This window comes from Aliikangiella marina (assembly GCF_007004765.1).
Lineage (GTDB): Bacteria > Pseudomonadota > Gammaproteobacteria > Enterobacterales > Kangiellaceae > Aliikangiella > Aliikangiella marina.
Map to the genome: position 1 here is coordinate 692,958 of NZ_VIKR01000001.1, position 13,756 is coordinate 706,713.

General features: G+C 43.3%; 7 protein-coding genes. 5 read left to right on the top strand and 2 right to left on the bottom strand.

Features of this window, described 5'->3' with window-relative positions:
* Positions 1–116: 116 nt before the first annotated feature.
* Positions 117–1,589: a transporter substrate-binding domain-containing diguanylate cyclase gene (locus FLL45_RS03120; protein WP_142888317.1), complete on the bottom strand. Its 1,473-nt coding sequence runs from the start codon at positions 1,587–1,589 to the stop codon at positions 117–119.
* Positions 1,590–1,952: 363 nt separating this feature from the next.
* Here FLL45_RS03120 and FLL45_RS03125 point away from each other — a divergent pair, with 363 nt between their 5' ends.
* The 4 genes from FLL45_RS03125 (at position 1,953) to FLL45_RS03140 (ending at position 11,631) form a co-directional block, all read left to right on the top strand.
* On the top strand, positions 1,953–4,058 hold the full coding sequence (locus tag FLL45_RS03125; RefSeq protein WP_142888318.1) for a TonB-dependent receptor plug domain-containing protein: 2,106 nt from the start codon (positions 1,953–1,955) through the stop codon (positions 4,056–4,058).
* Between the two features lie 179 nt (positions 4,059–4,237).
* Complete coding sequence (locus FLL45_RS03130; RefSeq protein WP_142888319.1) at positions 4,238–5,392, top strand: efflux RND transporter periplasmic adaptor subunit; 1,155 nt, start codon at positions 4,238–4,240, stop codon at positions 5,390–5,392.
* The gene (locus FLL45_RS03135; RefSeq protein ID WP_142888320.1) at positions 5,389–8,553 is read left to right on the top strand and encodes an efflux RND transporter permease subunit; all 3,165 of its coding nucleotides are present in this window, start codon (positions 5,389–5,391) and stop codon (positions 8,551–8,553) included. Before FLL45_RS03130 ends, FLL45_RS03135 begins: the two co-directional genes overlap by 4 nt.
* A gap of 12 nt (positions 8,554–8,565) precedes the next feature.
* A complete protein-coding gene (locus tag FLL45_RS03140; protein WP_142888321.1) occupies positions 8,566–11,631 on the top strand; it encodes an efflux RND transporter permease subunit in 3,066 nt (1,021 codons plus the stop codon).
* Positions 11,632–11,697: 66 nt separating this feature from the next.
* Here FLL45_RS03140 and FLL45_RS03145 read toward each other — a convergent pair whose 3' ends face one another.
* Positions 11,698–12,459: a peptidylprolyl isomerase gene (locus tag FLL45_RS03145; protein WP_142888322.1), complete on the bottom strand. Its 762-nt coding sequence runs from the start codon at positions 12,457–12,459 to the stop codon at positions 11,698–11,700.
* Positions 12,460–12,669: 210 nt separating this feature from the next.
* Here FLL45_RS03145 and FLL45_RS03150 point away from each other — a divergent pair, with 210 nt between their 5' ends.
* The gene (locus tag FLL45_RS03150; RefSeq protein WP_142888323.1) at positions 12,670–13,446 is read left to right on the top strand and encodes a glutamine amidotransferase-related protein; all 777 of its coding nucleotides are present in this window, start codon (positions 12,670–12,672) and stop codon (positions 13,444–13,446) included.
* Positions 13,447–13,756 lie beyond the last annotated feature (310 nt).

The window sequence follows — 13,756 nt, forward strand, 5'->3', positions numbered from 1 at the left end:
CTGACGCTTCTTTAATACTGGTTTTCCGCTGAATCATCGTGTGAGTACTGAACTGCCTGTCAGCTGCATAAGACTCAACAACTCAAATTATTGAATTGTTAGACGAGCTGTGGCTTTTAATGAGCAACCCGTTCGACTAACACATTATCAGCTAACCCTGGTTTTGCAACGACAAACTGGTTTTTACCATTTTGTTTGGCAGAAAGCAGGGCAAAATCAGCTCGCGTGATTAAAGTGTCATGGGTGTCTTCAATGGCGATTTCGGCAATACCAAAACTGGCACTGATATGACTTTGTTGGGATTTTTCTAAACTAGGGATATTGATAGCCTGAATGCTTGTTAAGAGTTTCTTAGTGATCATTCTTGCATGTTTAAGATCTGTTTTTGGGCAAATAATTAAAAACTCTTCTCCACCCCAACGGCCGATAATATCGGTATTTCGGCTGCAGCTGGTGAGTTTGTTAGCGACTTTCACCAAAATATCGTCGCCTACAATATGGCCATGTTGATCATTAATTTTTTTAAAGTCATCGATATCCATCAGAATCACTGAAAAAGTATCATCATAGCGCCGGAAACGGTTGATATGATAGTTGAGCGACTCATCAGTTTTGACACGGTTATAAAGGCCTGTGAGTTTATCCGTTTGCGAAATTTTAGTGAGGTTTTGGTTGTGACGCGTTAGTAAAATGTGCCTATGAAGCAACCCCAAAAATAATAATCCGCCAATAAGAATGACCGTCGCCAGTAAGTGGTAATCAGTTTGGTGTGCATAATTCACCTTAATCCATTGGTCGTTAATCGTGTTTTTATCATCCACTGAAATATTATCCAACGCTTTATTGATTACCGATTGAAGCGCCGCTGCATTTGCGCTAATCGCAAAAACACGGTGCCAGTGTTCTTGAAGGTTGGTACTGATGATCAAGTTAGGCGTGTAATTGTGCTGCAAGAAATAACCAACTTGCATCAGCGGCGCAACAAAAGCATCCACTTCTCCGTTAATGACTTGGTCTAAGCCAAGCGGAATATTGTTGACTTGGCGAAAGTTAAACTCTGGTAATTTGTCGGTAAGCTGACTGTCGCTAGCGAATGTTTTGGTTATCGCTAGCGTTCTTGAAAACATTTGCTTGATTGAGCGGCCTAGACTCTTTTCTCTTGGAGACACAAAAGCAATCGGCATGCTCAAGTAAGCGTTTGATTGCAGTATATTAGTTCCAGCGAATGATTCGGGCGCCAAATTGGCCATTAAATCGCAATCGCCACTGAGTAATTTTGCTTTCCCTTCTGAACGACTCGAAACGAGTACATAGTTGAGCGGCTTGCTTATCTGCTGGGCAATGAGTTGAAGGTAATCTTGAGAAATCGTGTTTAGTTGATTGTTAAACAAGTGACTCTCGGTAGACGCAGTGACTTGCTGACAGACATTGATCCGTTGAACCCCATTCAAGAATGTAATTTCAGATTGAGTAAAGATTGCGGTTTGAGTAAATGCGCCGGTTCTAGCGTGTCCTAAATGGCTAATGATACCGACTATCAATAACCCCAAAAGCGAATTAACTCGCCGTTTCCCTGTACCTTTTCCCATACTACTATTCCTGCTAATACTGCATGCACGAAATTAAAGTTTTTTATAGTTTTTATCATCCAGGGGCTAGTCTAGTGGCGGAGTGTTTTTTATACAAGCCTCTTGCACCAATTTTTGATTAAGCGCGATAAGTGGTCGCTATTTACCTACAAATGGTATCTTGAGTCTTATTAATGAGACATAGTTAACAGTTTTTCGTCCGTAGATAAAGGTCATCTTAAGGCTCACTAAGCGGAATCTAAATTAGGAAGTTAGAATAAAAAACAGACCGGACAGATATAACAAGTAAAACGAATAACTGATTGAAAATGCGAGAAATTTAGACTACCTTTGAGAAAAGAAATAACGAGAAAAATTAGCGTTTTGAACACATTTTCACGCTCGATTGCCTTATTAGCGTTTTTTACCACTCTTCCTGCATTAGGTGGAGAGCAGTCTGATGATGTTTTCTCTCTGTCTTTAACGGAGTTACTGCAAACCAAAGTCGCTGCGGCGTCAAAATTTGAAGAATCGCTAGAGCAAACACCGGTCCCTGTCACTCTGATAACACAGGGTATGATCGAGTCGAGCAGTGCGACAACCTTACGCGACTTGCTTGTTCAATATGTTCCCGGTTTCACACCGGTTGAAGATCAAAACGAATACAATGTCGCTTTTCGTGGAATTTACACGTCATCACAGCAAAAGATACTCATATTGCTCGATGGCGAGAGAATTAATAGTTACGCATATTCAAGCGCCAACCCAGACCATGCAATCAGTATCGATAAAATCAAGCAGATTGAAATAATTAGAGGCCCTGGATCCGCAGTCTATGGAAACGTCGCATTGACCGCTGTCGTAAACTTAGTGCTCAAGTCGGGGCAAGACAATTTAGGGCTAACGGCTAAAGTTGCTAAGGGAAGCCGCGGAGTAACCAAAGTGTATAGTCAGTGGGGGAGCGTACATGAAAGTTTTGAGCTTCTTGCGTGGGCCTACTATTACCAAGCCGAAGGAGAAGATTTCTCAATCACTCCAGAATTCGATTATTCGCCAACTCCGTCGGAGCAAGCTGTCAACGTGCGTTTAGGCGCATTTGATGACCGTCCCGCGCTCGATGTCGGCGCATCATTGAAAGGCAGCGATTGGGGTGCGAAAGCCAATTATCGAAGGGCCCATTACATTGAGCCTTTCTCCTCTGCAGGCCTCTCTGGTGAGGCATACCAATATTCAGATTTTCCGCAATTTAATGGGGTTGGGCCTGGCGCCGAATCGTCATGGACGCATTTGCAAGGATTTAAGTCTTTTCAGTTGGGCGAAAAGCAAAACCTCGAAATAAGCTTGCACTATGACGAGAACAAAATCGCAGCACCCTTGGTGATAAGTCCGTCTAACTTGACCGTTGCAAATGTTGTTTGGAAAGAGGAGGCGATGGGAAGTAAATTAGAATGGTCTCGTTATTTAGACTCGGGGAATCTGCTGTTTGGACTTCAGTTCGAACAAATGGATTTAGTCGAGAGTGAGTTTGCGGTTTATTCAAACTCGCAGTTGACTTCGCCGCCGATTGAAGTGTTAACACTGGGACAAGAATCGACGGCTTCGTTTTACGGTCAATTCAAACAGGAAATCACCCCGAAATGGTTGATGAATTTAGGCGGCCGGTTTGACGTTAAAGACCGTTTAACCGGGAATTCGATAGAAGAGTTTAGTCCTCGAGTGGCGTTTATTTTTAATGATCAAAACTTCGACTTGAAATTTTCTTATTCCAGAGCATTCGTCGACCCGCCTTATTGGAATCGTTATTCAGCGTTGTCTTCGTTTCGTGGCTCAAGAGATCTAGAACCAGAAATTTTAGAATCTTTTCAGGTTTCTCCAGAATTTGTTTTGCAAGAACAGCAGTTGTCAGTGAAATTAAATTTATTTTTTAACCGGCATTCTGACTTTGTTTTTCGCAATAATGCAGCGGCAGCAGATCAACCGATTTACACTAATGCGGGAGAAATGGAAACCCTAGGGTTAGAGCATGAATGGCAATATCAATTAGAGAACAATTTGTTCAAGCTGGTCGCTAGTCATTATCAAGTGGAATCAGTTGAGTTTTACGAAGCTCGTGATGATGAAATTTACAATATTCCGCAGACTCAGCTGAGTTTCACTTGGGACTTACAAATTGATCCGCAATTAGCGAATCAATTTAATTTAGTCTATTTAGGTGAACGACTCTCACCGATTAATATTTTATCCAACGGCGTTCCAGTCGTCGATCCGTTTCCCAATCAAGGTGTGGATTTTCAGTTGCCGGAGAACCGTTTACCAGGCGTGGCTTTAATCAATTGGAAAATGAGTTGGAAGTCGCCTAATTCGCCGCTAACGGTTTCTGCTTCAATTCAAAATTTAACCAATAAAATGTGGCGACAAGGCGGCAGTACTGTCCACCCTTATCCGCAAACGGGACGATGGGGACAAATTCAATTTGCCTATCGTTGGTAAGGCTAGAATAAAGAAAATAGGACCGATTAATATTTTGTACCAATTATGGTAGGACAAGAAATAGTGGAAATTAATCCAATCGGGTATGCTTGTCGGCTATTTTAACGTCGAACTAATTGCTATAATTTTGCGTATAAATTCATGTGAAATCTGATATTTCACCTAATTTGTGGTTACTTATGTATTTTAAATTCCATCATTCTAGGCTATTTGCTGTTTTGGCAATCAGTAGTGTTTTATTGGTAGTGAGTTGTTCTAACGATGCTGTGCCAGCCAAGGGTGCTCAAACTGGAAAAAAGCCGACCCAGACCCGACCGAGTGTCAAGCCAATCCCTGTAGAAACAACGCTACCAAGTCAAGGCACGGCAGCTTCATACTATGTCACTACTGCGACCTTAGCTCCGAGCAGTGATGCACAGATTAACGCGCGCACATCCGGGGTTGTTAGAGAAATCCTGCGCGAAGAGGGCGACGATGTCAAAGCAGGCGATGTGTTACTCAAACTTGAAGACGATGACCAAAAGCTCAGGCTTAAGCAAGCTAAACAAAAATTTGCCAGCGCCGAGAGGGAGTTTAATCGGCTGAGTAAAATGAAATCAGCAGGGGCGGTATCACCAACCGAGTGGGAAACTGCAAACAATAATTATCTGACTTCTAGAACGGATGTGGAGCTTGCTGAGTTGGCATTGTCTTACACCCAGATTGTTGCCCCATTTGATGGTCGTGTTGTGTGGCGAGAAGTTGACTTAGGTGCCCATGTCACAACCGGTAACTTGCTATTTCGGATGATGGCAATTAATCCTTTATTGGTGAGAGTTCATGTGCCTGCCAATCGTATCGGTAAAGTCGCTAAAGGACAAATAGTGGAGTTAAACATCGATAGTGTTGCTGATAAAGTTGAAGCGCGAGTTGATCTGGTCAGCCCTATTGTCGACCCTACAACAGGCACCGTTAAAGTCACTCTTCGCTTAGACAATTATCCGCAAGGGGTTCGTCCCGGCGATTTCACCGAGATAAAAATGATAACGGACCAGCGAGAAAATGCATTGCTGCTTCCAAGCGTTGCCATAATCGAAGAAAGAGGCAGCCACTACCTTTTTGTTGAGGAGCAAAGCAAAGCTGTCCGAAAAACAGTGCAAGTTGGTTACGTGTTAGGCGATCAAACAGAGGTTACTTCGGGCATTCAAAAATCCGACAGAGTCGTGATCAAAGGGCAAAGAAACCTCAAAGAAGGTAATCCGCTTAAAGTGATCACCAATAGCAATGATAATCCACTCGTTCAAAAAACTGAGGATCAACGAATTAGAAAAAGTGAATCGAGTAATGAAATATGATTCGTCAAGTCGTTGAATTTTCCGTCATTCGCAGAGTGACCATCTTGATGGTCGCAATCGCGGTACTGGCGTTTGGTGCGGTCGGATTTACGCGCCTTCCCATCAACTTATTACCCTCGCTTAGCTACCCATCTCTGACTGTTCAAACTGAGTTTCCTAACGCAGCGCCTGCCGAAGTTGAACAACTGATTACTCGCCCGGTTGAAGAGGTTGTCGGCGTTTTAAAAGGGTTAAAACAAATCCATTCTGTGTCACGTTCAGGCATCTCCGAAGTAACACTGGAGTTTGGTTGGGATGCAGATATGAGTGATTTAGCGATGGATATTCGCGAGAAGCTTGATCGTCTTCAGCTGCCAATCGATGCCGAAAACCCAATCGTTCTTCGTTACGACCCCGCATTGGATCCGATACTTAAATTAAGTTTGAGTGGTGAGCTACCGCTTACTCAATTGCGTTTACTTGGCGAGAAAGAAGTTAAGGAAACTTTAGAGAGAATTGAAGGTGTGGCGTCGGCAAAAATTCAAGGCGGCGAAGAAGAAGAAATTCAGGTCAATATCAATCAGGGCAAAGTCGCTGCAATGGGGATAAGTCCACAACAGCTAACCCAGCTTTTATCCGACTCGAACATTAATCGACCGGGAGGGAGTTTAAAAAATCAGCAAACCCAATTGTTAGTTCGCACTCTCAATGAGTACGATGATCTGCAAGAAATGCGGGAGTTAAGAATTACTCCGCCGGGCACTGCCTCTGTGCGATTGGGTGATGTTGCTGATGTTGAGTGGGGCAGTAAAGACAGGGAAGAGATTACTCGCTTTCAGGGGATTGAAGGTGTACTTGTTTCACTCTACAAAGAGGGAGATGCGAATACTGTTGAAGTAGCCACTGCAGTTAAGCAAGCTTTGGGTAGCTTACAGCGCAAGTTGCCAAGTGGTGTTAAGGTCGATATTCAATTTGATCAGTCACGATTTATAGAACAGTCCATCAACGAAGTGAAACAGGCGTTAATGTTTGGTGGTTTGCTGGCAATTACCATCTTATGGTTATTTTTGCGAGATGTTCGCCTTACAGTAATCATTACAACAGCAATTCCTTTGTCGGTCGTTGCGACCTTTATCTTCATGTATCGCTCAGATGTTTCGCTCAACATTATGTCCCTCGGTGGGTTAACGCTTGGGGTTGGCATGCTTGTTGATGCTGCAATCGTTGTATTAGAGTCGATCTATCGTAAAAAAGAAGAAGGTTACTCAACTAATCAAGCGGCGATTGAGGGGACTTCAGAAGTCGGCGGGGCGGTAACTGCTTCGGTGTTAACAACGATAGCGGTTTTTATGCCGATTATTTTTGTTGAAGGAATTGCTGGCCAATTGTTCAGAGATCAAGCCCTCACAGTAACGTTTAGTTTGTTAGCGAGTCTCGCCGTTTCATTTACACTCATCCCGATGCTAGCTTCGTTGGGGCGCAGTAAAGAAGTTGCTCACAATCATGATGATTCATCAAAAAACGCACCGAAGCGAACATTTACCAGCCGAGAGTCTCTCGGTGTTTTTTCATCATGGTACGAACGTATGTTACGCCGAGCGCTCAATCATAAATGGATGGTAGTATTATCAGGTTTTGTAATTTTGTTTTTTGCGTTGCAATTGGTCCCTAAAATTCCAACATCGCTTATTCCTCAAATGAGTGAAGGAGAATTTTATTTCGATGTAAGTTTACCTGAAGGAACGGCCTTGCCAACCACAGATAATGTCATGCTTGATATGGAATCAATTGCGCTTGACCATCCTGGTGTTGACAAAGTTTATACCTCGGTCGGTAGTCGTAACGTGTCCGGTGGTCTGTCATTAAAAACTAAAGATGAAAACCTTGCCCAAATTAGTATTGTGATAAAAGATCGCGCTGATAGTGAATTAGAAGCAACAGTGATTGAAGACTTGCGAAGTGTTTATCAACAAATTCCGCAAGCGGATGTTCAGTTTGGAAGGCCTTCTTTCTTCAGCTTAAAAACGCCCTTAGAAATGTTGTTTTTTGGCGAAAATATCGATGAGCTACGAAGTTATAGTCGACAATTACTTAATCAACTGGCCGATGTGGAAGGGTTGATTGATATTCGTGCATCACTCGAACTCGGTAGTCCAGAATTAATGGTGCAGTTCGATCGTCAAAAGCTTGCACAACTTGGCTTCACGATTCAAGGTGTAGCCGATACGATTTACCAAAGAGTTAGTGGTACGCTGGTGTCCAGATTTCAGCGCCCTGATAGACAGATTGATATCCGGTTAAGAAACCGTGTTATCGATAGAGACAGTGTTAGTGATATCGAAAATATTGTTATCGGCGAAGTCGATGGTATGCCAGTGACTCTGAGCGCAGTTGCAGAAATATCAGCAGCACAAGGACCTGCCGCAATAGATCGTATACAGCAATCGCGGGTTGCCGTTATCGCAGCAAATTTAAAAGGCCGCTCATTGAGTGATATCACCGTCGAGCTTGCAGAGTTAGTCGCGCAATTTCCTCCGCCAGCCGGAGTAACCTTTGAGTTTGGTGGTCAAAACAAAGAGATGCAGCAATCTTTTGACAGTATGATTTTTGCGGCGCTTCTCGCGATATTTTTAGTGTACATTGTTATGGCGGCAACTTTTGAGCATCTTGGCCATCCGTTTGTTATTTTATTTACGATTCCTTTAGCGCTTGTTGGTGTGATTGTTGGTTTGTTTATTACCGGTTATGCGATTAGTGTGATTTCGTTAATCGGTGCCGTATTTTTAGTTGGAGTCGTTGTCAACAATGCTATTGTTTTGGTTGATGCAATTAACCATGCTCGGCGCAAAGGTAGAGAAAAGTTGGAAGCGATTATCTACGCGAGTAAAAGTCGACTAAGACCGATTTTAATGACGACTTGCACGACCGTGTTAGGGCTGTTGCCGATGGCGATCGGTTTTGGTGAAGGAGCTGAATTGAGAGCGCCTCTAGCTGTTGTGGTTTCTTTTGGACTAGTCGCAGCCACAGGATTAACTTTGTTTATCATTCCTGCCACTTACTTAATCATGCCATCAACAGTTACCACCGATGATGAACTACAAGCGCTCAACCAGCGCCTTTCAGAAGCAGAAGAAATTGAAAGTCATCACGAGCAATCTACACAAGGTTTGGAGGGAGCGTAGGAGGGCGATGAAGTGACTTTACCAGAGATAGCGGTCAAACGACCTATCGGCACTTTGATGGTGCTGGTCAGTATTTTAGTTCTCGGTATTATTGCTTTGACGCGACTTGAATTGGCATTTATGCCAGAGTCGGAACAGAAACGGCTGATTATTGTTGCTTCATACAACAATGCATCGCCTAAAGCGATCGAACGAATGATTGTAAAACCCATCGAGGAAGCTGTCGCCTCGATGAATGGTGTTGAGCACATGTGGTCGAATAGCGATTCACGAGGCGCAAGAATCAATTTAAGTTTCGGTTTAAATGTCAATATGGATATCGCGCGGGCGGAAATCCATGAAAGAATCGATCGCATTAAAGACGAGCTTCCAGAGGATCTCGAACGGATTATAATTTCGGAAAATTGGAATCCCAGGGAAACGGGTGAAACGATTATGGAGGCTCGACTTTCTTCGGGGAGAGACCTTAGTAAGAATTATGATTTGCTCGACAGAAAAATAGTTAGACCTCTTGAACGAATCCCAGGCGTTGCTGTGGTGACGCTAGACGGCGTAAATCCAAGAGAAGTGCTCATTCAACTTGATCTTCAAAAACTGCGTCAACATAAACTTGATGCGCGGAGTGTATGGCGCGATCTATCCCTCAATAATCAAAATACGACCGGTGGCGTTCTCCGGAGCGATCAGAGAAAGGTGGTTATCAGGGCTATGGGAGAATTTCAAACGGTTGAGGAAATCGGTCAATTGAGACTCTCCGGCACGACACTAAAACTAAATGATATCGCCAAGATAACCTACCAGGAACCACCGCTCGAATACGGACGGCATCTAGATGGTGATTTTGCAATCGGCTTGAATATCGCTAAGGAATCATCAGCAAACACGATTGCCATAACCGATGCTGTCTATGAAAAAATTGATCAAATGAAGCTCGATCCAGAGCTTGATGGTATCAATTTTTTAGTTTGGCAAGACCAGGGTAAAGAGATTCGCAACACCTTGGGTGACTTAGAACAAACAGGATTCTTTGGTGCTATTCTCGCGAGTATTGTTCTATTTTTATTTTTGAGAAAAGTTACCACGACTATGGTAGCGGTATTCTGTATTCCTTTTTCTCTTATCGTGGCCTGCGGTGTCATTTGGTTGCAAGGTAAAAGTTTAAACACTATTTCATTGCTTGGATTAATTGTTGGTTTAGGGATGCTGGTCGATAACGCCGTGGTTATCATGGAAAACATCGATCGTTTTCAAAAGAAAGGTTATGGCGGCAGAGTTGCCGCTATTTTAGGGGCAAAGGAAGTTTCCATCGCGGTTATGACGGCAACCTTGACTTCAATTATTGTTTTCTTACCCATGGTGTTCTCAAAGCCAACCCAAATGAATATCGTACTGCAAGAGTTAGGTATCACTATTTGTATTACACTGGTTGCATCGCTCATTATCAGTCAAACATTGATACCGCTAGCTTCGACAAAACTGCTAAAAAAAGAGAGAAAAGAATTTAAAACACCCATCATGGACCGCTTGCAAAAGTATTATACTTTTGCGTTAGGTTACACGTTAAAGCATCGCTGGCTTGCGGTGATATTTGCTGCGGGAACCTTGTTAGCCACAATTTATCCAGTCAAGAACATGAATTTTAATTTCGATGCTGCGCCGACTGAGATGTTTATTGGCATTAATGTTGACATTAGCGAAGCCCTTTCTCTCGATGCCAAGCAGCAAATCATCATTCAAGTTGAAAAAGCGCTAGAGCCCTATAAAGAAGAACTCAACGTCAACTCTATTTACAGTTGGTGGAGCGAAGGGCGCTCGATTACTCGTCTCTACATGAATCAAGGATTTCAAAATGAGAAGGAGATGAATAAGGTCCGTAAACGTTTACCTGATTTATTGCCGGAAATTCCCGGGGTCAAATTACAAGTTCAAGACAATGGACCTTTTTGGCGAAGAAATAGTGGTAAGAGAGTTGCTGTTTCTCTGCAAGGTCCTGATTCGGAAACATTAGGAGAGCTTGCCGAAGAAGCTGTCAGCCGAATTGAAACGATTTCTGGACTATTCGATTTTTATTCGACTGCTGAAGGTGGTCGCCTTGAGTTGCATGCAGAAATCGATCGTGATCGGATTCATAGTTACGGTGTGAATCCAAACCAACCTGCGGGAGCTGTTGAAATGACTTTCCGCGGTCGGAAATTAACTCGTTTTAAAGGTGAAGATGGTGAGGTAGAAATGCGTTTGTTACTCGGGGAAGAAGTTGACACGTCAATTCAAGACGTAAAGAACTTAACCCTAACAAATGCAGCAGGAGACGAAATATTAATGGATAATATTTCTAATTTTGAAACGAAGAAAGGTCCCAATCGTATAAGGCGTCAAAACAAAGTATCAAGTGTTTGGATTGGTGCGCGCTTTGATACGGGAAAACGAAATGACTATCGAAATCAACTGATCGCAGAGTTGCGAGATATGCCACTACCCAGCGGCTACAAGTGGGAGTTTAACAACCGCTGGCGAGGACAAGAAGAGAGCCAAGAAGAATTTATTTTGAATCTTATACTGGCACTAGGGCTAATTTTTGGTGTAATGGCAAGTTTGTTTGAGTCCATGCGTCAGGCGGTTGCTTTAATGATAAGTTTACCATTTGCTTTAGCCGGCGCATTCTGGACGTTGTTTTTAGTTGATGTCGATTTCGATCAGCCTGCTTCCGTCGCCTTGTTACTTTTACTCGGCATCGTTGTAAATAATGGGATTGTGATGATCGAACATATCAATTTATATCGTCGAGATGGGTGGGATAGAACCGCGGCGATGTTGCAAGGTGGAAAAGAGCGACTGAGGCCCATCATTATGACTGCTTTGACCACCCTGGTAGGATTAATACCAATAGTAATTCAGAAGCCGTCTTTGGGTGGTGTTTATTATTATTCTATGGCCTATGTCATCATGGGAGGCTTACTATTCTCTACGGTATTGACGACACTATTTTTACCTGCAGCGATTTCTTTAATTGAAGATGTGACCGATTGGATAAACAGGCGCGTGAAGGCTTTGTTTGCGAGCCGAAAAGCGCCGGCTTGAAATAAGTAAAAAAGGCAGCTTAGCGCTGCCTTTTTCATTTTTTTCGATGGGCGCCGCGCCGTTAATTTAGCTTCTTCTGCGTAAACCAATTAAGCCTAATAGGGCCAACAAGCTAATTCCTAAACTACCGCCGCCGCTCGAACTTGTTGGCGGTGTAACTAACAGGTCATTGGTTGGAGGGGTTAAATTGGCAGCTGTATCCGTTGCGGCATCAATAACCCGAATTCTTGTAACCAAAGCCAAATTGGTTTCATCGGGGTCACTAACTCCGTCGTAATTTTGTAAAGGAATTTCAGCAAGCGCCCCACCTAAATTATATCTCGGTAATGCTGCGATTTGATCGACAATCGCCATACCATCGCCCATCACTTCGCCGAAAACGGTAAAACCGCCATTTTGGACGTCGAGATTCGCACTATTGTCGCTCAGGTTGATAAACCACTGGGCGGTCGCACTATTCGGATCACCGCCTAGTTTTGCCATAGCAATTGTGCCTCGGACATTAGAATAAACGGGTTCATTGGTAATTGGCGGGAAAGTGCTGATAATATCTGCCGGCCATGCATTGTTGTAAATAAATCCGCCGCCTTGGACCACAAACCCAGGAATACTGCGATGGATAAACGTGTTATCGTAGTCTTCAGCGTTAACGTATGTAAGAAAATTACCGACGGTAATTGGTGTATTTTGGTCATAAAGGTTCACTTCGAAATTACCCAATGGGGTTTCAAATTGAACGATGGTTGCAGAGGCTGATGATGCTGCAAACATCGCAGCAGAAGCGAGAATACCGACTTTTAACCGGCGGCAGAACTTAGATAACTTCATAAAAATACTTCCCAAAATGTCTTTGTATCGTTGTTATGTCGGTACGCAGCATAGCGATCAAAAGCCGATAGCTCAATGGCAAAATACAGAAAAGTATGAGATTTTAACGGTTATTTACAAATAGCCTTCTGGTATTTCACTCGGGAAAATGAATCAATACACTGTGGGGTAGGTTAAAAGAAAGCGCCATTTACTAAGAGACAAGCAACTGTGGCTAAGATTATCGTCATCCAACATGTTCCCTATGAACCACTTGGAACACTCGATCCGCTAATAAAACAGCGGCGTCACCGAATTAAATACTTAAATTTTGCCCGTCATCCTGACGCGCATGTTGAGGTTTCTAAGTATGACGCGTTAGTGGTTTTGGGTGGACCGATGAACGTAGGCCAGGAAAAGCTTTACCCACATTTGGAAAAAGAAAAGGCCCTTATCTTAGAGGCTCATGTTGCGCGCTTACCGATTCTGGGGATTTGCCTGGGCGCCCAGCTGATTGCTGCAGCTTTTGGCGCAAGGGTATATCCTGCAAATCAATCCGAAGTCGGTTGGCATCAACTTTCTCCAACTGCAGAAGGCGATTCCGATCCCGTTATTCAAGCCTTTAAAGTAACCGAAAATATTTTTCAGTGGCACGAGTGTACGTTTGATTTACCGGAGAGAGCGAAATTACTAGTGACAGGCGATAAGGTCACTAATCAGGCGTTTCGCATCGGCGACAGAACGTATGGTTTCCAGTTTCATCTTGAGGCCAATCATCCTCTCATCGAACGTTGGCTTAATCTGCCAGCACACGAAGCATTGCTTAGCGAGCCTGCGGGCTCCTCAGTTAGGCGTGAAAAAATCAGAACAGAGACTCAAACCTACCTGCCTGCCGCCGATCGACTCAGTAAAAATGTATTTGGTGCGTTTCTTGATTTATTGCCAGAGGTTCAATCGCAACATCGGTTTGCGCATCGGAATTTTAATCAGGCCGCATTACAGGCCTAAATATAAGATTACTGTGGCGGGTAGCACAAAATATATTCGATATATCAAAAATGGTATTTTTCACATTGAATCATCTTGCCGCCCTCGATATTCTTGCCGCGGAGTTTTAGCCAACTCAACAGCTTTTAGGTCAATCGGTTTGCGAATGATTTGATTATTTATTAATCAGAATTAAAAGCTATTCACTACTCCCGTGTTATTAGGGTTAAGGCCGACGTTGTCGGCCTTTTTTTATGTCTGCGGTTTGACCACAGTAGACTTAATTCATTACTAAAGTTCAGTAATCGCGTATAATTCTCTCTCGAAAATC